Here is a 23,517-nt window from a genome sequence, read left to right as displayed (position 1 = left end):
TATTATTTTACATCATCTTTTTGAGTTTCTATTTTCATCTTAATTATTTCTAGCTGACTTTTATCTTGTAATATTTTCTGATTCAACGCCATTAATTTAGTCTCTAAAGATGTTTTAGCCTTTTCATTGTCTATACTTTCCATATCATTTTCTAACTTTTCTTTCATAGCTTCTAACACTTGAATTTTATCTTCTAACTTTTCACATAATAATTCAGGGTTTTTATATACTTTTATTTGCTTATTTTCTATTGCCCATATTACTTTGAAATAAGCGTAACTCACTACCATATTTACAACTATATCAAATACTGTTTGATTCATATGATTAGATATCATTGATACTATCATAAAACTAAGTATATTAAATAAGAATAAATTATTTAATATTCTCTTATTTTGAGAATAGTGTTCTAGTCCTTTTTCTTTCATAAATGTATATGGTATAGCTAAAGTTATTATAGGGGCTATAAACAATATGTTAGACTCTAAGGCAGCATATACAACACTTAAAGCTGTTAAAAGAGTTATTGTTTTACTCGCAATGTCTATTCTTTTCATTACCACTTAATCTCCTTAATAAAAATTTCTACTTATTAATATGTATTAATATTACCTATAAAAATGATACTCTTATTAAAAAAAATCATTTTATTCTTAAATAGTATTGTTTTATATTATTATAATAAAAAAATACTTTTTTGTATAGTATTTAAAACTTGTTAATTTACTATTTTATTTTGTACTTATATTATAAAAAATACCCTTATAATGATATTCATGTATATAATACCCAAATATATGTTGTTCAATAATAATTCTATATACTTTGTATACAAGGTGAATTCTAATGTTACTTAAAAAGCACCTACTATATTAAGTAGGTGCTTTTAAGAATTATCTCACTAAAATTACTTTGCATCTTTGTACATTTCTTTTAATTGAGCTTGTATATCCTTATTTTCTAAATACTCATCAAGAGTAGTTTTTCTATCCATTATTCCATTTGGAGTTATTTCTATTATTCTATTTGCAAGAGTTTGTATCATCTCGTGGTCATGAGAGTTAAATATTAATACTCCTGGGAACTTTTCTAAACCTTTGTTTACTGATGTTATACTTTCTAAGTCTAAGTGGTTAGTTGGGTCATCTAAAACTAAAACGTTAGCATTTGATAACATTAACTTAGATAACATACATCTAACTTTTTCTCCCCCAGATAAAACTTGAGATTGCTTTAAAGCTTCTTCCCCAGAGAATAACATTCTACCTAGGAATCCTCTTATAAAACTTTCACTCTTTTCTTCTGAGTATTGTCTTAACCAGTCAACTAATGAATATTCTATTCCATCGAAGTATTGGTTATGATTTTTAGGAAGATATGATTGAGATGTAGTTACTCCCCATTTGAAAGTACCTTCATCTGCTGTATCTTCTCCCATTATTATGTTGAATAAAGTAGTTATAGCTATTTCATCACCCATAAACGCTACTTTATCTTCTTTATCTAATCTGAAAGATACATTATCTAAAACTTTAACACCATCTATAGTTTTAGTTAATCCTTCAACTTCTAAAACTTCATTACCGATTTCTCTTTCAGGGGTAAATCCAACATATGGATATCTTCTTCTTGATGGTTGTATTTCATCTAGTTCTATCTTATCTAATTGTTTCTTTCTAGATGTAGCTTGCTTTGCTTTAGATGCATTTGAACTGAATCTTGCAATGAACTCTTTTAATTGAGCTATTTTTTCTTCAGCTTTTTTGTTTTGATCTTTAGCTAATTGTAAAGCTAATTGACTTGATTCATACCAGAAATCGTAGTTACCTACGTACATTTGTATCTTACCAAAGTCAACGTCAACTATATTTGTACATATTTGATTTAAGAAATGTCTATCATGCGATACAACTATTACGATAGAATCTTCTAGACCCATTATAAACTCATTTAACCAGTTTATAGATTGGAAGTCTAAGTGGTTTGTAGGTTCATCCATTATTAGTATTTCAGGCTTACCAAATAATGCTTGAGCTAATAACACTTTTACCTTTTCTCCACCAACTAATTCTTTCATTTGCTTATAATGTAATTCTTTAGGTATTCCAAGACCCATTAATAATCTTTCTGCATTAGTTTCTGCATCCCATCCGTCAAGTTCAGCAAACTCACCTTCAAGTTCAGCAGCTTTTATACCATCTTCTTCTGAGAAATCCTCTTTCATGTATAATGCATCTTTTTCTTTCATTATAGAGTAAAGTCTTTCGTGACCCATTATAACTACATCTAATACAGTATTTTCTTCGTATTTGAAGTGATCCTGTCTAAGAACTGACATTCTTTCCTTTTCTGTTATTGAAACACTTCCTGTATTTGCTTCTATATCACCAGCTAATATTTTTAGGAAAGTAGATTTCCCTGCACCATTAGCTCCTATTATCCCGTAACAATTACCTTTAGTGAATTTTAAGTTAACATCTTTGAATAACTCTTTATCACCAAATCTAAGTCCAACATTTGTAACTTGTAACATTCGTGTATTTTCCTTTCTTCGTATCTAAATTAATTTTCTATTATACAACATTATTTATAATATAACAAATATTTATTTTAGTCAACTAAGTAAACAGTTATTTCTAAGCCTTTTGTATAACTATTTTTAAAGTTTCGTACATTATAATAATTGTTATTTTTTTGCTAATTCTCATTTATAAATAAGTTCTATTTATTTTTATTATATAAATGTTTTTGTTCTATTTTTATATACTTATAATTTATATTTTTGCAAAATTACAAGACGGATAAGTACATACTTCACAACTCATACAAAGTCCACCATGACCATATTTTACTATATCTAGTTTTGTTAATTTCTCATCTATTAATACTCTCGGTAATATGACATCAAAAACTGTTGTTTTATTGTACATTGCACATCCAGGTATACCCATTATTGGTATATCTTTATTATATGCAAGTAAAAACATAGCACCTGGAAGTATTGGTGCTCCATATGTAACTATTTCTGCTCCACTTTCCTTTATAGCAGTTGGAGTAACATCATCTGGATCAACGCTCATTCCACCTGTACAACATATAAGTTCTGCCCCTTGATTTATAAAATCATTTATAGCATTTTTTATCATTGCTTTATCATCAGAACATATTGCTTGCCCTATAACTTGGCATCCAAACTTTTCAACTTTTTCTTTTATAACTGGTCCAAATTTATCTACTATTCTTTTATGATAGATCTCATTGCCAGTTGTTACTATTGCTACTTTTTTTGGTTTGAATTTAATTACATCTACTATTTTTTTATTTTTTACAACTTCTTTAGCTTCTATTAATTTTTGTTCATCAATAAGTAAAGGTATGACTCTTGTTCCTGCAACTTTTAGTCCTTTCTTAACTACGAAATTATTATGTAAAGTAGATAGCACTATATCATCTATTAAATTTAAATTTAATAATGCATCAACATCTACTTTTAATAGTCCATCTGTATTTGCTATGAAGTCTATCTTACCTTCTTTAATTTCACTAAATTCTAAATTTTCTCCAGCTGTTAAGTCTTTTAAAACAACTGCTGCATCATTTTCATGAACAAGGCCATCAATTTTTTCCCATACATATAAGTTATCTTTTCCCATAGATAATAAAACTTCTATATCTTCTTCTTTTACTACATGCCCTTTTTTAAAAGCTCTTCCTTTAAATTTCCCTGGTGCTATTCTTGTAATGTCATGACATAATATATGTCCGATAGCATCTACTGTCTTTATTTTCTTCATTTTACACCTCTAATTTTTTGTAGTCTTCTTTCGTGTCTATATCAAATAACATACTTTCTGGAACTTCTATATATTTTATATTAGAAGTTTTATTTATTATTTTTTTACCCTTCTCATCATTTTTTAATTTTAATAATTCTTCTTTTTTAGAAAAAGGAAATATTACAGGATTTCCAGTTTTGTTTTTACATTTAGGAATTATTATATAATCTAGATTTTTATAGAAATCAAAAATCATATTCTTTATGTATATTTCGTCTATCAAAGGCTGATCTCCAACAAAAAACATGTATCCGTCACAAGGCTTGCTATTTAAAATTCCTAGTTTTATAGATTCACTCTGACCTATATCAGATTTTTTATTATGCACATATTTGAATTTATAATTTTCGCTAATCTTTTTTATTTCATCATATTGACTTATGACAATTACCTCATGAAATAAGCAATTTTTAACAGCTTCAAATACATATTGTATTATAGGTTCATTCTTGTAATTTAACAATAACTTATTAGCGCCCATTCTAGTAGATAATCCAGATGCCATTATAATGGCTGTTATTTTATTATTTATCAATAGATTCTCCTTTATATATCATGCTATTAATAGTCTTTAAAAATTTTAAATACTTCTAATTTTATACTCCCATAACATATTTTTATATCTTTATTTTGTTTTGTTATCTTTTTTGCCAGTTGAATACTTAAATCTTCATAGTATTTATTTTCAACTTTATTTATAAATAATATTTTATCTCCAATAGCATTTTTAAACAATCCATTTTTATTCAAAATCATTTGATATAACATATCTAAATTGATGTATTTATCATTTATGTTTTTAATATCTATTAAATACTTAAATTTTTTTAATCTATGTATATTTTCATCGCTTATTTCCATATTATATGATGTTATATCTAAGATTCCAATAGTCTTAGTAGTTTTATTATAGACTACTGGCTCATTTTCATTCCAGCCTTTAAGCTTTTTTCTTTTAGATCCATCGCCTTCAATAAGTAGTAAATCAAATGTTTGATCTAAACCTTTCAATTCATTAAAATCAAGTCCGATAATTTTATTTTCATTATTTATATATTTTCCGATTACTGTAACTCCATTTTTATTTTCATAAATATCACTATTATTTACATTTTGTAAAAGACAGATTCTATCATACAAATCTTTATTTGGCATGTAAATTTTAGTTGTTGTTGTTAATAATACAGAACATTCATATCTTAACTCTTTAGATATATAATTTATAAAAGATGTTTTACCCCCTGCTCCTATTACAGTTATAATATCTTTCTTTTTTATATTGAAAATTTTCGCTATATCATTATTCATATTTTTCACTCTTTTTTATTATAATTTATTAACTATGTTCATTTTAATTTGTAGTTTTATTTTAACTAATGATATTAAAATAAAGCTAAATACTCAATCTATTCTAAAAAGGTAATAAAAAAACCTTAAAAAAATTATATCATTTTTTTAAGGTTTTTTATATTAGTTACAAACTAATCCTATTTTTATTTTTTCTTGAGACTTCTCTCTGATGTATAATGAGAATATAGTTTCATAAGATTCTTTATTACTGTCTTGAATTTTCATTAATAAGTCATTTAATATTATTAACATCTTTTCTTCTTCACAATAGTTAGAATCCATTTCTACAAGTATTACTTGTTTTTTACCAACAAACTCTTCACCTGATTCTATAGTATTTTCTAATAGTGAATTAACTATTTCATCATTATTTACACTTTTAGCAAATTCTCCACAAGAATATTTTATACCTTTTTCCGCACATAAAGTTTCTTTAAGATCACTTAAATCTATATTTATCATACAAAAATCTGATATAGAATCTAATAGCATATTCATAACATTTAATAATGTATCTGTGTTTTCATCATTTATTTTGAACTCTCTATTTAAATTCACATCATCTTTATTTTCTTTTTTAGCAGAGTCTAGCCCAACACTTAACACTCTTCTTTCATCTGCCATATAACCTATAGCATTAACTATTTGTAATGACTTTTTATCTTCACTATTATATGTTAAAAATAATACATCTACTCCATCTAATAGTTCTCTGACATAGTCCTTATCAACATCTTGATTAACAGTTATCTTTTCTAAATCCATATTATGTACTATTTTATCTGATATAGAATCTAATATTTTTATACCATCTTCACCTATACCTATCATTTTAGCACTTTCTATTTTTTCGATTTCGTTCATTTTTACTCCTTACTAATTACATAAAATATTAAGATATATTTTTTAGCAATTTTAAATATTTATTATTAAATACTTTGAATAAAGGAACGCCTATTATAGTTATTACTACGAATTGACCAAATCCTACTTGTGATATAGAAAGAATTAATGGTAATCCAAAGAATCCATATAGTACAACTCCTCCTATTATTATAGCATTTACTATTGTTGGCCACAATGATGCTATTAATATATATCCAGGCTTATCTTTCATCGTCTTTCCTGTAAAGTATACTAAATATGCACTTATAAGTGTTGCAAGTGTCCCAAACACTATATCAGGCACTCCTAGGCCTCCAAATAAGTTAGCAAGAAAACAACCTATTGTTAAAGCAATTATATATTCACCACCTATTAAAGGAAGCAAGTTCATTACTTCTGCAATTCTAAATTGTATTGGTCCATAACTTATTGCACCTAATGCTATTGTTAGTGATGCATATAAAGCTGCAACAACAGCTAATCTTACCATTTTTTTAGTTTTTTCTCTCATATTTTTCTCCTAATATTGATTATTTTGTAGCCTTTCTAACTAGGAAAATTTATTTTTTATCTTTTAAAGTTATATATTTAATTATGTCCTTATAGTAAGATACAATTCACTTTAAAAGCTACACCTTTAAACAAAATAAAACCGTAGTTTTTATCTACGGTTTTTTGCACAAAAATTATACATTGTTTAAATGCTTTTTTTACCGTAGTTTTATTTATAGACAGGAGGCTTCCGAACTGTCTTATTAAGTTTACCTAAGTATTATATACCATAATATATTTAAATTCAAACTTTTTTATATAAATATTATCTATTTTAAAATCTTTCTTGCTTCAATCATTCTTTGTAGTGCTGTTATAAGTATAATAAATGCAAATATATTAATAACTATACCTAAGTAAGTTTTGCTTAACATCATTATTGAAAACATTATAAATCCTTCACTTCTTTCAGCAACTCCTGCTTGATAGTAAAATGACTTTATTCCACTTTTCTCGCTTACTGCTCCTACAGTTAAAAATATTACCATAGATAATAAAATACAACTTAACAGAATCATTAAATTAAACCTTACATCTACAAATTTTATTCCTGTTACAACTATTATTCCTATTTCAACTATTCTATCACTAGTTATATCAAGTACTGTCCCAAAGCTAGATGATGAGTTAGTTTTTCTTGCTATTGATCCGTCAACAGCATCTAAATATCCTGATAACCAAAGAATTAATACTGCGATTATATTTTGATCAAAATATAATAATATGGATGCAAATATTCCAAGCAATAAAGCTAATATAGTTACACTATCCGCACTTAATTTTAGTTTAATAAAAAAATTTGCTCCTTTTTCTATAAATGGATTAACATATTTTCTTGCATGTGTATCTAACATAATAAATCCTTTCTTAATCGATTTCTTTTAATTTATTATTTAAAAATTTCTTTTTAAGTAATATTGATATTGCAAAAAGTAATATAAGCATAGCTATTGATATATAAAAACTTGTACCACTTATATCCAAAGCACTCGCCCCTATATTAGTAAATACTGCAATTCCAGGTATTGTTCCAAGTAATGTAGCTAATAAAAATTGTTTATAGTCTACACTAGTAAGTCCTGCTCCATAGCTTATTATATCAAATGGAAAAAGCGGAATTAATCTTAATAAAAATATTATATAAAATCCATTTGCGTTTATTAATTTCTCTATCTTTGACAACTTATCATTAGAAATTTTCTTTAGCAAATCATATCCTATATATCTTGCTAGAAAAAATGCAATACTTCCTCCTAACAAAGCACCTATTGTAGTATATATATATCCTTTATAAAATCCGAAAATAAGACCTGATGATATGGCTAATATAGAATCTGGGAAAAATGTTAAAGGAACGATCGCAAACATTACAATATATACTATTGGCGCAAATATTTTAAAAGAGTTTATATAATCTCTAATTGTATATATATCAATATTGTTTTTTATAATTTTAGATGATATAAATATAAAAAATATAACTGTAATTAGTAATAGTGCTTTCTTCAAATTTTTATTCATAATTTCTCCTATTATTTATTTTATATCTATTTTCCCAAGTTTTAAAACTTGATATTTTTTTTTGAGTGAACATTTTTTTATTTATAACCTCTTCATTAAATAATAAGTCTAGTATATGAATAGAATTTTTCCCACCTTCTAACATAGATTTAGCACATGTTTCACAATAAGATATTATATTATCACAATCAGTTTGTTCACATCTTCTTTTTATCTGCTCTAATCTTTTTTTATCATCTACAAATATAGATCCACAGCAGTTTGATTTTGTTTTGTTTTTTTCAAATTCTATATATTTAATTCCTAATTGATCTAATATAAATCTACAACTTTCATATATAGACTCATTACCTCTTATTGCACAAGAATCTTGTATTGTAAAAATTTGCTCTATATCTATATAGTTATTGAGTAATTCTTTATCAATACCTTTTTCTTTTATAACTTCTAATAAAAAGGTTACCTTTATATTTTTAGAATTTTCTTTTATAGTTTTATAACAATTAGGGCAGGCTGTTATAACTTCTTTTATATTATTATCCTTTAGCATATTATCTAAAGTTTTATAATATTTGTTAAAAGAATCATAATCTTTTATCATAATACTTGGCTTGTAACAGCATGATAAACTAATCCCTAAATCATCTATATGTTTTTTTAAATACTCATATATTTTTATAATAATATCTTGTCTGTATCCACTTAAGCTACATCCTGGCATAAATACAACATGGCTATCGTGAGTTAAAAATGTTTTTTTAAAAATTTTATTATTACTATTTACTTGGTGAAACTTAAACGATAATTTTCCCATAATATTCTCCTTTCTAATCTATAATTATTTTTAAAATTAAATATTTATTTAAAATTAAAAATTCCTAATCTTAATCTTGATATTTTAACATATTTTAAATAAAAAACCTAAAAAACACAGTTTTTTGTATTATAGTTTTTATATATATTTACATTTATACGTATAGTTTTTTTCTATTTTATAAAAAAACTTGAGAATATTATTTAGATCTTAAATTTTCTAAATAGTCAAAATTATATAAATATTACTTATTGTATTGAAATAATAAAAATAGTGTGGTACATTCATTTTGAGAAGAACTTTTAAACTTAATTTAATAAAAGTGCAATAGAGAATAGGAGTCAAGCACATAACTAGAAGTAACTTTATATAGTTATTATTTCTAGTATAGGCTTGACTTTTTTGTGCAAAAAAGGGGGGAAATATTAAATGTTTAATTTTCTAAAGCCAGCACCTTCTGTTGAAAGGTTATCTGAAGAAAAAATACCTGCTGCTTATAAAAGGTATCGTATTCAAATGTTTATCAGTATTTATGTTGGTTATCTTATTTATTACTTTGTTAGAAGCAACTTTGCATTGTCTAAAGTTTACCTTCTAGAACAAGGATTTAGCAAAACTCAAATTGGATTTGTTGCATCTGCATTAGGACTTTCATACGGAATTAGTAAATTCGTAATGGGAAACGTTTCTGATAGATCTAATCCAAGATACTTCTTAGCTATTGGTCTTATATTATCAGGAGTAACAAACTTATTCCTACCAAATGCTACGAATATTACCTTTATGTTTATTTTAATGTTACTTAATGGATGGTTCCAAGGAATGGGATGGCCTCCTTGCGGTAGAATAATGACTCACTGGTTCTCTGATAGTGAACGTGGTGTAAAGATGTCAATTTGGAATACTGCTCATAATATAGGTGGAGGTTTCATTGCTACTGTTGTATTAGTAGGTGTATCTTTATTTGGAACTTGGAAAGGTGCTTTTTACCTACCTGGTATTATAGCTATAATTGGTGGTATTATTTACATAGCATTTGCAAGAGATACTCCACAATCAGTTGGATTACCACCTATTGAAGAGTATAAAAATGACTATCCTGAATATGATGTAGAAGTTGAAGATGCTGAATCTGAACTTACAGCAAAAGAAATATTATTTAAGTATGTCTTAAACAATAAGTTCTTATGGTGTATAGCTCTTGCAAACGTTTTTGTATATTTAGTTAGATATGGAGTTATAAACTGGGTTCCTACTTATTTACAAGAAGTTAAAAACTTCAACCCAAAAGATTCATCTGTTGCATTCGCATTGTTTGAATATGCAGCTATACCAGGTACTATACTAGTTGGATGGATAAGTGATCACATATTCCATGGTAGACGTGCTCCTATAGGTATAATTTGTATGATTGGTGTTACTATAGCTACATTCATATACTGGAAAAGTTCAAGTCCAATTGCTATCAACTGTGCTTTAGCATCAATAGGTGCTTTAATTTATGGACCTGTTATGTTAATAGGTGTAAGTGCACTTGATTTAGTGCCTAAGAAAGCTGCTGGAACTGCTGCTGGATTTACTGGTTTATTTGGATATATGGGTGGTCAAGTTTTAGCTGAAATGTTAATGGGTATTATAGTTGATAGATTCAGTTGGGATGGTGGATTTATATTATTAATCATTTCGTCTGTATTAGCTATATTCTTCTTGTCATTTACATGGAACACTCATAATATAAAAGAAAGAGCAAATGCTTAAATAAAAAATGAATTGGCAAAAGCCAATTCATTTTTTATTTTTAATTTATAGTTTTATTATTTTTTTCATTATATATTTTTTTAATCATAAAGGCCAATATGCTTAAAGCAAATAATATCATAATTCCCATCATAACTATCTTTGCAGATCCTGTAAGCATGCCACCAACATATGAGTAAATAATAGTAGCAGGTAGTTGTCCTATTCCTGTTGCTATGAAAAATGACATGAAACTCATAGAAGTAAGTCCAGCTGCATAACTCACAAGGTCAAATGACATGAACGGTAAAAGCCTTGCTATTAATATAGTATGTTTTCCATATCTTTCAAAGAAATTATCCACATTCTCTAAAGCATACTTACTCGTTAGCTTTTCTACAACATCTCTTCCTAAAAACTTAGCAATATAAAAGCAAAGTGCTGCTCCTGCCATTGCACTAGTCCAAGATAAAATTGCTCCATAAACCCATCCAAATAACGCTGCGTTAGCAAATGTTATTAAAAAAGCTGGAAGTGGAGCTGCAACTGATTGAAGTAACATCAGTAAAAATGATATTATAGGAGCCCATATTCCAAATGATAAAATATATTCTTTTATCGCATCTAAATTAACCATACTTAAATAAAATATCATCTGATTTACATTTTGCTTTACTGTTGGAACAAATAAGTATATACCTAATACAATTAGTATTGCTGATAGCTTTATTAATAATTTTTTCTTATTTTCTATTTTCCTCACTCCAAACTTATTTAACTACTTCATTATTTTTATCTGCCGCCCATTCATAATATGAAGAATCATAGTTTCTAACATTATCATATCCTGCATTTTTCAATGCAAGCGCCATATGAGCTGATCTTATTCCTGATGTACAGTACGTAACTATCTTATCAGTTTTTTCAATTTTATTTTCTTTCATTATTTTATCTATCTCGTCATTTGACTTTATAGTGCCATCTTCATTGTATAATTTGTTAAATGCTATATTTATACTTCCTGGTAAATGGCCTCCTCTTGCCTCTCCAAACTTAGTAGCACCTTTATATTCATCTTCTTCTCTAGTATCTATTATTTTTACATCTTTAATTTCTTTTTTAAGTTCATCTGTAGTTATATTAACATTATTATTTATTTTTATATCTTCTAATTTTATATATTCTTTATTTGAATCATTTTCTGAGTTTTGTATTTTTGAATCTTTACTTATTTCTTTATTTTCTTTTTGCCATAAATCGAATCCACCATTTAACATTCTTGCGTCTATGCCAGCTCTTTGTAGACACCAAACAATTCTTCCATCTTCACCCCAGCCACCTTTATTAGCATATACTACTACTTGACTATTCTTCGGTATATCTAGTGGAGCTAAAACTTTATATAAAATTAACTCTTCATCTATTAAATTACCCCAATCTTTATCTCCAGCTTTTCCAACCATATTAGCCAACGCTTGCCACTGTACATTTACTGCTCCTGGTATATGACCATTATTATAATCCTTATCACTTCTTCCGTCTATTATAACTAAATTTTTATTGTCTTTAATATTTTTTTCTAACCAAGATATACTTGTAAAGTAATCATTATTTTCGTATGTATAATCCTCTTTAGTTGTTAATTGTATATTTTGTTCTACTTTTGTACTTTCTGATTTTTTTTCTTGCTCATTTTTTTGATTTGAACATCCTACAAATACACTTCCTATCATCATAACTGATATTATTATTGCTAAACGTTTATTATACTTCATATGTATTATTCCTCCATAATTTTTTTCGATCTTAACCTGGATATTTTAACATATTTTTATTGTAAAATTTATTAATATTAATTATTATAGTTTTTTTATATATAAATGCAACGAATTATAGATTTAATCTATTGTATTTTTTTAAAGTAACTATGTAACGTTTATTTAGTTAGTTCATATAATAAAATAGTACTACTTTTTTATGGAGGTATTATGCCTAAAACTAATTATACTTATAGAGATTTCGATATTAATAATCACTGTAATAATTTAGCTAATCAATATCTTATACTCGTTACTATATTTGCGGCTATAATTTCTCAAGAAATTGAAAATGATGAAGATTTAGGTATATTAGGTTCCTTTTTAATTTCTTTAGGAGAAGAAATTTCTTTAGCTTCTGAAACTAGAATTGCTTGTAAAGCTAAATTTGAAGATGAAGGATACTTATCAGGGCAAATTGAGGATGTGTTCGATAGAGGATTTAAAGACAATGATAATAAAAATTTACGTAAAGTTAAAAAAAAATACATAAAAAAAATCAAGAAAAATTGTAAAAAATAAAGGCTATAGTTTTTAAATTTAAACTACAGCCTTTATTTTATTTATTCTTTAGCATTCTTTTGATCATTTTTTAAATTTCTATGCTTAGTCATAGTTTTATTACTAAACTTTGGATCTCCTTGAGATGCTATCTCTGCATTGACTTCAGTATTGTTGCATCCATTTATTCCTAATTCTTCAGCAACTTCTAATTTTTCTTTTTTATAATGATCCATCTTTTGATTATTAGGTACTTTTTTATGAGTCATGTTGCCACATCCTTTTGGTTTTATTTCTATATTTATTATTTCACTAATGCAGTTTAAAATTCTTGTAAAAATTTTCATATGAATTTTTTATAAAGTAAATAAAAAAAAGCTATGATTATTCTTTCATAGCCTTTTTTAATCTATCTATTTACTGAGCTTATTTTTGATGTTGGATAAATTAATATACAAGAATCTTTATTATCTACTATCATTATCCCATTGCCTACATATTCTATATTTCCTTTTATATTTTCTTTAGATACACTATCATCATCTTCAAATGCATTTTCAATATCTTTTCTTAAACATGCACTTGGCTTATCTAAACTAGCATCTTCTATTACATTATAAAAATCATTTTCTACACTTAATGAATGTATTGCTGAACCAATACTTATATGATTTATTTGTTTAATTGACTCATTTTTTGTATTTACTATATTACTTATTTCTTCTAAGGTTTCTTTACTTACAACATTTACTATATCCCCTACATTTGTAATATTATTTACTTGTTCATTTTTTATATCTATTATATCCTTTATATTTTTTATATTTTCAGATCTACACTCTACCAAATTATTTGCATATTCTAAATCTAATGTTTTTATAGATGTTTCTTTAGATGTATTTATGTCTTTTACAACTTTACTTATATTATTTTCAACTTGTATATTACCTAATAAATTTTCAACTTCACTATCTAATATTTTTAATGTTTTTTTAGATATTTGCAATGGTTCAAATGTTCCATCATCTAATACAACACCTATATATAGTTCTCCTGTAGGGTCTAATCTTAATGGTTTTGAATTTATATCTTCTTTATCAACATGTTTATTTATAGGCTCTATACAGAATATATCAATACTTTTGGGATTAATTATTTGATCATTATAGTTTACATTTCCTATTACATCATGTGCATATGTTGTATCTACATCCGAAATCACATCACATTCATTTGCCGTAATATTTTTTACTGCCTTTGTACTATATTTATTTATCAAGATCTCTTGATCCTCTATATTTATATTAGTAACCACATTTAACGGTTTTGTTTCAATAGGCCCTGCTACCTCAACCTCTTTCGCTTTATCTGTTAAAACATTTACCTTTTCAAGGCTAATTCCTGTTACTACATCTTGATCATATGTGTCAATTGAGTTAACCACCTTACTATTTTTTGTTGATACTTTTAAATCTTTTAAAACTTCAGTTTTATGTATATTTAAAGATAGGTCACTATTTTCAATCAAAATATTGTTTTTTTCATTATTTTCATGTCGATTTAATCTTATACATTCTATATTTTCTATATTTTCATAAATATAATCTTCAATAGCTTTATCCCTTGATCGTTTTCCACTTCTTCTTTGGTAACTAGGAGTATACAAGTGTTTAGAGTTATATATATCTATGTTTATTAATTCAGACATGATTTTATCTCTTATTGGTTCATCTGCTATTATGTTTATTTTAACTATATCATTTAAAGATATTGCTATATTTTTATACATTATAATATTATTGCTAATATCTATTTCATTTTTTTCATTACTTAACAATTCTATAGTCGTTACAGATCCATCTGCTGTACTAATCTCTATATATACAGAAAAGCAATACCTATTTGATAATTTTGTAATAATATCATCTATTTTTATAAATATATCTACTATAGACTTATTTTCATATTTTTCCAAGTTTTAATACCTCCTTATTAATTAAATAAATATAAACATAATGATAAGTATTTATTTATATTTATGTTCTAAAATATTACCTTATTACATAAATATTTATTTAAATATTTTATTTTTGCTAATATACAGTTTCAATTAAAAATATATAAGACCTATTTTGTTAAACAGGTCTTATATATTTTAATGTTTAATTAAGCTATTAGCATCCGCTTGGTTTTATAGTTTCATCATTACATGGTATTCTTCCTGGAGCTGTATATACAACTAATTCTTCTTTAACTATAGCATAAACTTTTTCTGTTACTAAAAGTGAAGAAAATACGTCTGCTTTAAATTCTCTATTTGGGTTAGTTTCTTTATCTGGGTTAAATTTTTCTTGAGGAGATACACAGTCAACACCTATACATCCATCAAAGTTCAATTTCATATTTACACATTTTTGATTTGATGGTAAGCATACTTTACCTATAAAATCTAATGGTGTTGTTTCTGCATTCGATATGTTTAATATTGGTCCACTATAATGTGTACAGGCTTCAAAGTCTTCGCATCCTATTTTTCCAGTTACAGTTATTACTAAATTACATACATAAAACTCTACTCCTATTTGAGCTATTCTTATTTTTTTACCATCCATGCAACAACTAGGATTAGTTGCTATAAATTTTTTATTTTTATAAGAATTATACAGTGTTTTTCCGTAGCATTCACACTCAGGGGCACACTCATCTGGTACAAAATTTATTTCTTGATTGTCTATATATGATTTTAAATGAGGTTTCTTATCACTATTTATTAAGCCTATAAAATCATATTCAACTAATATATCTTTTACACATATTTCATTTGCCCCATATTTTGCGCAAGGTTTATTTTTAATTTCAAATACTAAATCTTTTATTAATTTCATTGTACCTGATTTTAGGCATACATAATCATATATTCTTTCTGTTAATACAGGTATACATCTAGCATTTGATATATCCACTGGACATCTAAGTTCAATTGGTTCACAGCATTGGCCTGCGCACTTATTTGGCTTTGGTGTTGGTGGTGTTGGCTTACATTCTTCACAACAATTATTTACTTGATTAGTTTTATTTTCTTCCATGTCAAATATCCACTCCTGTTAATAAATTTTAAAAAGAGTATTTCTCTTCTTAATTAAAATATATGGATATTTGTAACTACGTGTTACTATTTATTGGTATTATTTTATTATTTTTATTTAATTAAGGTATAAAGTCTCCTGTTCTAAAATATAAATATTAGTATAAGTACTTTTTGGAGGGATGCTATGTCTTTTTTTAATGATACGTATATATTTATTAGAAAATCAGATAAAACACTAAGTATCTTTGATTTTAATAAACATATTTTTTATAATAGGTTAGATTCCAACCTTAATATTTTACATTCTGATATCATAATTAAGGGAGATTTTTCTTTTGCTGATGCATGGTTTGATGTAGACTTTGATGATAATATATATGGAATAGTTAATGATAAAAAAGGTAAATTAATTAATATAGATATAACTAATGATAACATTATTAATACTCTAATACTTAAATATGACTATTATAATTATTTTATTAAATTTCCATATATAAAAAATTTAATAGACTCAAATCATATTATTTATTATGTAATTTCTAATAATAAATCAACGAGGTTAATTCATATTTATAAACAAAATAATGTATATAAAAAAAATATTATTGATTACATTGACCATAATATACTTACTAACTTTATAACGACTTGGAATTATGATATACCTACTATATTCTACTTTAAGGTTGTAAATAACTCTGAAGAAATATTTACATCTACATTTGATTTAACAAGTCTTAAATGGTCTAATCCTATTCAGATAACAAATTCAAAAAAAAATAAGATTTACTTATCTGTTATTCAATCTAAAGAAGGAGTTTATCATATTTCATATTCGGAAGATAATAGTGGAAAATATATATATAAATATTTTTCTTTAAATCTGAGTAATTGTTCTTTTGAAACTTATAATCATAACTACCTAAGTTCTAACATTATGTGTTTATTTCCCAGTTTGGTTGAATTTGATTCCGTATTATATGCTTACTGGGTAGAATATTATAACTTATACACTTGTAAGTCGCATGATTTTGGTACAACATGGGATAAACCTACGCTAATAAACTACGCATCTTCTAATCCACTTTTAATATATGCCTTCCACTCTAACTTAAAAAATGATAAAAAATATAATCTTTCTTCGTTATTCACTTTTAAAGATTATTTTGATATAGACACAATTTTACCTAAACATGAAGTATATTAATTTAATGAAAAATACTAAAAATTTAAATTAAACTATAAGAAAGCTAAGATTTTATATATAAAACCTTAGCTTTCTTATAGTATTATTTACAAGAGTTTTTACCTCTACCTTTTCCTTGACTATTTCCTTTGTTGAAATTATTTTGCATTTCTTCTCTATGCAGCTTTCTTTGTTCTCTTCTTTCTTTAACTTGTGATTTAAAATCTTCATCCATATACTTATAAACTTTATCAACTATTTGATAATATTTGTTTAATTCCTCTTCACTCAAATCTTTTTTATGATTTTGATGATATTTATCATACATATCTTTTTCTTCTTGAGTTAACTCATTGTATCCCTTTTCTATAAGCTTTTGTTGTTCTTCTGTCAAATTTTTACACATATTATTTTTTTGTTTTTGAGACCCATTACCTCTATTAGAGTTGTCTGTAATTTCTTTTATGCTATTGTTTGACGGCGCATTTTGGTCGCTTGCATTAGCTTGTACAGTAAATGCTCCTAGTCCTAATAATGATACTACACTTAAAGCTATTAATGATTTTTTCATTTTTATTACCTCCAATAATATTTTATTTAACTTTATTATAGGAGGCAAATGTCACACTAATGTCACAAATTAAATTTTTTTAATTTTATCCAAAATACTACTCCATCATCTGTGTTTTTAGCTCCACATTCTCCATCATGTAGCTCCATTATTTCTTTTACTATAGCTAGCCCTAAACCTATTCGATTACTATTATAAGTTCTTGCTTTATCTAATCTTACAAATGAATACCATATTTTCTGTAAATCTTCTTCTTTTATCTTATTGCCACTATTATAAATATATATATATACATCCTCATCTATTAATTCTGTATATACTTTTATTTTATTTTCATTTGTAACATAATTTATTGCATTATCAATTAAATTATTTAAAACTTGCTCTATCCTTATTTTGTCTCCAATAGCATAAGGTGCATTTTTTAATTCTTCATCTATATCAACCATTATCTCTATTTCTTTTTCTTTTAATACAAACTCTTGTTTTTTAACTACTTTTTTTATTAGCTCATTTATATTTAGCTTTTCTTTTTTTAAATTAAAAGTTTTTGACTCTAACTTATATAAATCTAGTAAATCATTTACCATTAATCCCATTTTTTCACTTTCTTCACAAATAACATCAACATAAAAATTTCTATCCTCTTCATTGTCTACTATATTACTTTTTAGACCTTGAGCATATCCACCTATAACTGTTATTGGTGTTTTAAGCTCATGAGATACACTTGATACAAATTCTCTCTTAAGTTTCTCTTGTTTAATTTTATTTTCTATCATAATCTCTAGTTCTTCATTTTTAAATTTTAAATCAGCCATAGTAGTTTTTATTTTATAAGATAGATAATTTATACTGTTTCCAAGTTCCTCGATTTCATCTTTTGTATGTATTTCTGCTTTTTCACTAAAATCTAAATTTGACATATTATTACTTATTTTAGTTAATTTAATTATTGGTTTTGTAAATTTATTTGAAAAATATATTGCCATAAATATACTTAATATAATTATAGGTATAAATATCATCAATAAAAAATTTGATGCGATATCGACACTGTTTTTTATAGCACTTATTGGTGTTTTACATATTATTGAATAAAGACCATCATCACTTGTGACTATTGTAGCTAAAAATTCAATCCCTTGTGACTTATCTTTCATTATATATGATGATAGATTTTTTCCTATTTTATATTCATGAGTTATTGAGCATCGATTCTTCTTTGAAACTATTGGTTTATTTTGAGAATTTGGCCCTCTATGACCATGCATTGAACTATATTTATTTGTAAAAGTCAACGAATCATATTGATCATATATATCAATACTTATGTTTTTACTTTCACCGTATTTATTTATATAGTCATTTAATTGTTCCTCATTGCTTTCGCTTGCCAAAACTTTGATTTCATTTCCAAATTCATTTAATAGTTTGCTTGTATGTTTTATATAAAAATCTTCAAATCCAAATTTAAATATAAAAATTCCTATTAACAATATTGAATTTATTAATAGAATTCCAGCTAGAAGCTTGTTTTTGATAGATTTCAATTTATTCTCCTCCAAATTTGTATCCGAATCCTCTTACTGTTTTTAATAAATAAGATTTTTCACCTAACTTATTTCTTAGTCTGTTTATATGTGTATCTAAAGTTCTAGGGTCTCCCAAATAGTCATAACCCCAAACAATATCTAATAAGTTCTCCCTTTCAAAAAGTCTACCTTTATTTTTTATAAATAAAACTATTAAGTCATATTCTTTAGGCTTTAATTCTATAGTTTCATTATTAATAATCATTAATTTATTATCCACATCTAGTGAGATATCTTCATAATTTAATAAGTTTGTTTTTTGTTTCTCATCTGAGTTTTTTTTAATTTGTTTTTGAACTTCTATTCTTTTTAATAAATTTTTAACTCTAGCTAATAAAAGTACAGGATTAAATGGCTTAGATATGTACTCATCTGCACCAGAATCAAATCCAAATAGTTCATCTGAGTCACTATCTTTTGCTGTTAGTATCAATATAGGTATATCTGACTCTTTTCTTATCTCTTTACATACATGCCATCCATCATATATAGGCATCATTATATCTAAAATCACCAATGAAATTTTTTCTTTTTTAAATATATCTAGAGCTTCCTTCCCATTGGTAGCTTGGTATACATTATAATTATCATTTTTTAAAAAATCAGATATTAATCGTAATATTCTTAAATCATCTTCTGCAACTAATATATTTAACATAATAGTACTCCTTTTAATATAATTTAATTATATTAACAATATTTTTTTATTCAAATTTAAATACATATTGTGTAGTATATATAATTTATTTAATTATACACAAAATACCCCATAAATGTATATTTAATTATAGTTCATTCATGTTTTACTTGACAATGATTTTAGTATATAATAGTATTATGTTTTATTGTGATTGAAGTATTTTTACAATTTTGTTTTATATAAAAAATTGTACATATGGAAGGAGATTTAGTATGGGTATAAAAATTGTTACAGATAGTACATCTTATATACCACAAGAATACATTGACAAATATGATATTTCTATCGTTTCATTAAATGTATTTATGAACAATAAAAGTACTAGAGAGTTAGATATTGATAATCAATGTTTCTATAAAGAAATGGAAAAAATAGATGAAATACCAAAATCATCTCAGCCTATTCCAGATGAAATGTTACGTACTTTTGAATCTATAGTTAAAAATGGAGATTCTATAATAGGTATATTTTTATCATCTAGTATGAGTGGTACTTTTTCTAGCGCTAATTTAATAAAAGAAATGGTTTTAGAAAATCATCCAAATGCAGATATAACTTTAATAGACTCTAAGACGAATTGTATGCAAATGGGGTTTGCAGCTATAAAAGGTGCTCAAGCTGCTTCTGATGGGAAATCTAAAAATGATATAGTTGATACAGTTAACTATGTATTAAATAATAGTAGATTTTTATTTTCACCGGAAACACTAGATTATTTAAAAAAGGGGGGAAGAATAGGTTCTGCATCTGCTCTTTTAGGAACTATACTTCAAATTAAACCTATTCTTACTGTTAAGGATGGTGAGACATCTATTTTTACTAAGGTTAGAACTAGAAAGAAAGCTATAGATACAATAGTTAATGCTGTATTTGAAGATATTGAAAAAAATGGCCTTGGAGATGTAATAGTTCATCATATAAATTGTGAAGAAGAAGGATTAGCTCTTGCTAAAAGACTTGAAGAAAAGCTAAATATACCTGTAAAAATACAATCTATAGGTCCTGTTATTGGACTTCATGTAGGTCCTGGAAGTATAGGTATTGCATATTATACTAAATAAAAGAGCTACCTATCATTAGGTAGCTTTTTTATTATTTATTCATCTCTATAAATATTTTTTCTGGAGTTATAGGCAAAGTGTTTATTCTAACACCAGTTCCATTAAACACAGATTCCTGTATTGCTGGAAGTGGTGTATTTAAAACTACCTCTCCAACTGACTTTGCACCAAATGGGCCTGTTGGCTCATGAGTTTCAACAAAATCTACTATTATATTACCTACATCACATCTAGCCGGCATTTTATATTGCATAAATGTATTTGTGTCCATTTGCCCAGAGTCTGTATATCTTACCTCTTCAAACATAGCCATACCTATTCCCTGAACTATTCCACCTTCAACTTGTATCCTAGCTAAATTTTTATTTATAACAGTGCCACAATCTACTACTGCTACATAATCTATTATTTCTACTTTTCCAGTTTCTTCATCTATTTCAGTTTCAACAAATCCTGCTATAAATGGTGGTGGTGAAACTGGGCTTCCGTGTGAAGCATATCCTATTAATTGGTTTTTCTGAGGCCCTACTGTAAAATCTACTGCAATTTCAAATAAAGATATATCCTCACTGTCTGTAAATACTCTTTCTCCATCGAATTCAACATACTCTTTATCTATATTAAGTCTCTCAGCACCAACCTTAATTATTTTTTCTCTTAGTTCTGTAGCAGCTTTTACTACTGCCATACCTGTAACATATGTTGTTGAAGAAGCATATGATCCTGGGTCATATGGTACTACGTCCGTATCAGCAGCTATTACAGTTATTTTATCCATAGTAGTCTCAAGTATTTCACATGCCATTTGAGCAAGTATAGTATCACTTCCTGTTCCCATGTCAGTTGATCCTACTAATAATGTGTAGTTTCCATCATCATTTAATTTAATTTCTGCACTAGCAGTATCTATGCCTGCTATTCCTGATCCTTGCATTGTAAGTGACATTCCAACACTTCTTACTTTGCCATTTTCTAATTTTTTGCAAGGATATTTTTCATCCCATTTAATTAATTCTTTACCCTTTTGAATACATCTCTCTAAATCTACTGAGTTTAAAGTTTTATCATATGCAAATGAAGTTTCACCTTCTTTTACTATATTTTTAAGTCTTATCTCAGTTGGATCTATATTTAATTTACTAGCTAATACATTTATTGTTGATTCTACAGCAAAACATCCTTGACTTGCTCCATATCCCCTAAATGCTCCTGCTGGCATTTTATTTGTATAGACTACATGACCTTTAAACCTAGATGCTTCTAGTTTATTATACATTGGCATAGTTTTTTCCCCAACTAATCCAAATGTAGTTGAAGCATGTTCACCATATGCACCTGTATCTGATATTGCATCTATATCTATAACTTTTATTATACCTTCTTTAGTAGCTCCTATTTTTACATTTAATTTCATAGCATGTCTACTAGTTGAGCAGTTTAATGTCTCTCTTCTATCATATATTATTTTTGCTGGTTTGCCTGTTTTTAAAGTTACAATAGCCGAGAATATTTCAACACAAGCAGTTTGTTTACCACCAAATCCTCCACCTATTCTTGGTTTTATTACCCTTATTTTACTTGATGGTATATTTAATGCTCTACTTAAATGACGCCTTACATGAAATGGTATTTGAGTTGAACTCACAACAACTAATCTTCCCATATGGTCTAAGTAGTTGTATGATCTATATGTTTCCATCATTCCATGAAGTTGAGGCTGTGTATAATAACTTTCTTCAACTACTATATCACAGTCATTCATAACTTTATCAACATCACCCTTTGTATAGTTATGAGTAGAAACTATATTCTTTTCTCTATTCATTCCTATATCAAAGTTGGTATGTCTATGATTATCATGTACTAAAACGTTAGATTCTGTTGCTTTTTCAAAATCAAGTACAGGTTCTAGAACTTCATATTCAACTTTTATCATTCTCATTGCTTTAACGGCTGTTTTTTCATCTATAGCAGCAATTATTGCTACTTCATCTCCAACATATCTTACTGTATCTTCAAGTATTAATCTATCATATGGTGATGGTTCTGGATAACTTTGTCCTGCAAGTGTAAACCTTGTATCTGGCACATCTTTATAAGTAAGTACACACTCCACACCCTCTATCATTAAAGCTCTTTTTATATCTATATTTTTTATTTTAGCATGTGCATGAGGACTTCTAAGTATTTTTACTATCAAAGCATCCTTTGATGCTAAGTCATCAGTATATACTGGTTTTCCTGTAGCAATTGCCATTCCATCTATTTTTGCTATACTTTTTCCTACTATGTTCATA

23 protein-coding genes are annotated in these 23,517 nt (G+C 26.4%); 4 read left to right on the top strand and 19 right to left on the bottom strand.

Features of this window, described 5'->3' with window-relative positions; all coding sequences use genetic code 11:
- Positions 1 to 2 precede the first annotated feature (2 nt).
- The 10 genes from BLP75_RS06495 to BLP75_RS06450 all read right to left on the bottom strand — a co-directional run bounded on the left by BLP75_RS06495 (position 3) and on the right by BLP75_RS06450 (position 8,961).
- Positions 3 to 560 (bottom strand): hypothetical protein, encoded by a 558-nt coding sequence (locus tag BLP75_RS06495; protein ID WP_092724842.1) that lies wholly within the window; start codon positions 558 to 560, stop codon positions 3 to 5.
- Positions 561 to 910: 350 nt separating this feature from the next.
- On the bottom strand, positions 911 to 2,536 hold the full coding sequence (locus BLP75_RS06490) for an ABC-F family ATP-binding cassette domain-containing protein (RefSeq protein WP_092724841.1): 1,626 nt from the start codon (positions 2,534 to 2,536) through the stop codon (positions 911 to 913).
- A gap of 241 nt (positions 2,537 to 2,777) precedes the next feature.
- On the bottom strand, positions 2,778 to 3,797 hold the full coding sequence (locus BLP75_RS06485; RefSeq protein ID WP_092724840.1) for a molybdopterin-binding protein: 1,020 nt from the start codon (positions 3,795 to 3,797) through the stop codon (positions 2,778 to 2,780).
- A 1-nt stretch (position 3,798) separates the two neighbouring features.
- Positions 3,799 to 4,374, bottom strand: coding sequence for a molybdenum cofactor cytidylyltransferase (mocA, locus tag BLP75_RS06480; protein ID WP_242872392.1), 576 nt, complete (start codon positions 4,372 to 4,374; stop codon positions 3,799 to 3,801).
- A gap of 26 nt (positions 4,375 to 4,400) precedes the next feature.
- Entirely contained in the window at positions 4,401 to 5,147 is a 747-nt protein-coding gene (yqeC, locus tag BLP75_RS06475; protein ID WP_092724839.1) for a selenium cofactor biosynthesis protein YqeC, read from the bottom strand.
- A 162-nt stretch (positions 5,148 to 5,309) separates the two neighbouring features.
- Entirely contained in the window at positions 5,310 to 6,053 is a 744-nt protein-coding gene (locus BLP75_RS06470) for a hypothetical protein (protein WP_092724838.1), read from the bottom strand.
- Positions 6,054 to 6,081: 28 nt separating this feature from the next.
- On the bottom strand, positions 6,082 to 6,585 hold the full coding sequence (locus BLP75_RS06465; RefSeq protein ID WP_092724837.1) for a QueT transporter family protein: 504 nt from the start codon (positions 6,583 to 6,585) through the stop codon (positions 6,082 to 6,084).
- 310 nt (positions 6,586 to 6,895) lie between these two features.
- Positions 6,896 to 7,480 (bottom strand): CDP-alcohol phosphatidyltransferase family protein, encoded by a 585-nt coding sequence (locus BLP75_RS06460; RefSeq protein ID WP_092724836.1) that lies wholly within the window; start codon positions 7,478 to 7,480, stop codon positions 6,896 to 6,898.
- A gap of 13 nt (positions 7,481 to 7,493) precedes the next feature.
- Positions 7,494 to 8,147: a TVP38/TMEM64 family protein gene (locus tag BLP75_RS06455; RefSeq protein WP_092724835.1), complete on the bottom strand. Its 654-nt coding sequence runs from the start codon at positions 8,145 to 8,147 to the stop codon at positions 7,494 to 7,496.
- Entirely contained in the window at positions 8,140 to 8,961 is an 822-nt protein-coding gene (locus BLP75_RS06450; protein WP_092724834.1) for a heterodisulfide reductase-related iron-sulfur binding cluster, read from the bottom strand. Before BLP75_RS06450 ends, BLP75_RS06455 begins: the two co-directional genes overlap by 8 nt.
- Before the next feature lie 429 nt (positions 8,962 to 9,390).
- Between BLP75_RS06450 and glpT the strand changes: the two genes are divergently transcribed.
- On the top strand, positions 9,391 to 10,719 hold the full coding sequence (glpT, locus tag BLP75_RS06445) for a glycerol-3-phosphate transporter (RefSeq protein WP_092724833.1): 1,329 nt from the start codon (positions 9,391 to 9,393) through the stop codon (positions 10,717 to 10,719).
- A 40-nt stretch (positions 10,720 to 10,759) separates the two neighbouring features.
- Here the strand turns inward: glpT and BLP75_RS06440 are convergent, their stop codons facing one another.
- Together BLP75_RS06440 and BLP75_RS06435 are read right to left on the bottom strand one after the other, a co-directional pair.
- Complete coding sequence (locus BLP75_RS06440) at positions 10,760 to 11,461, bottom strand: TVP38/TMEM64 family protein (protein WP_242872391.1); 702 nt, start codon at positions 11,459 to 11,461, stop codon at positions 10,760 to 10,762.
- Between the two features lie 7 nt (positions 11,462 to 11,468).
- Positions 11,469 to 12,473 (bottom strand): sulfurtransferase, encoded by a 1,005-nt coding sequence (locus tag BLP75_RS06435; protein ID WP_092724832.1) that lies wholly within the window; start codon positions 12,471 to 12,473, stop codon positions 11,469 to 11,471.
- Between the two features lie 213 nt (positions 12,474 to 12,686).
- On the opposite strand from BLP75_RS06435, the gene BLP75_RS06430 reads away from it, so the two are divergent.
- On the top strand, positions 12,687 to 13,037 hold the full coding sequence (locus BLP75_RS06430) for a hypothetical protein (protein WP_092724831.1): 351 nt from the start codon (positions 12,687 to 12,689) through the stop codon (positions 13,035 to 13,037).
- Between the two features lie 41 nt (positions 13,038 to 13,078).
- Here BLP75_RS06430 and BLP75_RS06425 read toward each other — a convergent pair whose 3' ends face one another.
- From BLP75_RS06425 to BLP75_RS06415, 3 genes are all read right to left on the bottom strand, one after another.
- Positions 13,079 to 13,285: a hypothetical protein gene (locus BLP75_RS06425; RefSeq protein WP_092724830.1), complete on the bottom strand. Its 207-nt coding sequence runs from the start codon at positions 13,283 to 13,285 to the stop codon at positions 13,079 to 13,081.
- A gap of 140 nt (positions 13,286 to 13,425) precedes the next feature.
- Positions 13,426 to 14,991 (bottom strand): hypothetical protein, encoded by a 1,566-nt coding sequence (locus BLP75_RS06420; RefSeq protein ID WP_092724829.1) that lies wholly within the window; start codon positions 14,989 to 14,991, stop codon positions 13,426 to 13,428.
- 199 nt (positions 14,992 to 15,190) lie between these two features.
- Positions 15,191 to 16,102: a hypothetical protein gene (locus BLP75_RS06415; RefSeq protein ID WP_092724828.1), complete on the bottom strand. Its 912-nt coding sequence runs from the start codon at positions 16,100 to 16,102 to the stop codon at positions 15,191 to 15,193.
- A gap of 186 nt (positions 16,103 to 16,288) precedes the next feature.
- Here BLP75_RS06415 and BLP75_RS06410 point away from each other — a divergent pair, with 186 nt between their 5' ends.
- Positions 16,289 to 17,314 carry a transcriptional regulator gene (locus BLP75_RS06410; protein ID WP_092724827.1) on the top strand — a complete coding sequence of 342 codons (1,026 nt, stop codon included), beginning with the start codon at positions 16,289 to 16,291 and terminating at the stop codon, positions 17,312 to 17,314.
- Between the two features lie 82 nt (positions 17,315 to 17,396).
- Here the strand turns inward: BLP75_RS06410 and BLP75_RS06405 are convergent, their stop codons facing one another.
- From BLP75_RS06405 to BLP75_RS06395, 3 genes are all read right to left on the bottom strand, one after another.
- The gene (locus tag BLP75_RS06405; protein ID WP_092724826.1) at positions 17,397 to 17,864 is read right to left on the bottom strand and encodes a DUF2059 domain-containing protein; all 468 of its coding nucleotides are present in this window, start codon (positions 17,862 to 17,864) and stop codon (positions 17,397 to 17,399) included.
- A 62-nt stretch (positions 17,865 to 17,926) separates the two neighbouring features.
- Entirely contained in the window at positions 17,927 to 19,417 is a 1,491-nt protein-coding gene (locus BLP75_RS06400; protein ID WP_092724825.1) for a sensor histidine kinase, read from the bottom strand.
- A gap of 1 nt (position 19,418) precedes the next feature.
- Positions 19,419 to 20,117 carry a response regulator transcription factor gene (locus BLP75_RS06395; protein WP_092724824.1) on the bottom strand — a complete coding sequence of 233 codons (699 nt, stop codon included), beginning with the start codon at positions 20,115 to 20,117 and terminating at the stop codon, positions 19,419 to 19,421.
- Positions 20,118 to 20,371: 254 nt separating this feature from the next.
- Here BLP75_RS06395 and BLP75_RS06390 point away from each other — a divergent pair, with 254 nt between their 5' ends.
- A complete protein-coding gene (locus BLP75_RS06390) occupies positions 20,372 to 21,220 on the top strand; it encodes a DegV family protein (protein WP_092724823.1) in 849 nt (282 codons plus the stop codon).
- A gap of 31 nt (positions 21,221 to 21,251) precedes the next feature.
- On the opposite strand, the gene BLP75_RS06385 is transcribed toward BLP75_RS06390, so the two are convergent.
- Positions 21,252 to 23,516: a xanthine dehydrogenase family protein molybdopterin-binding subunit gene (locus BLP75_RS06385; protein WP_092724822.1), complete on the bottom strand. Its 2,265-nt coding sequence runs from the start codon at positions 23,514 to 23,516 to the stop codon at positions 21,252 to 21,254.
- Between the last annotated feature and the right edge of the window lies 1 nt (position 23,517).

It is taken from the genome of Romboutsia lituseburensis DSM 797 (assembly GCF_900103615.1).
Classification (GTDB): Bacteria; Bacillota; Clostridia; order Peptostreptococcales; family Peptostreptococcaceae; genus Romboutsia_F; species Romboutsia_F lituseburensis.
Note: the sequence above shows the minus strand (reverse complement) of the source record. Positions and strands in the feature narration are given on the sequence as shown.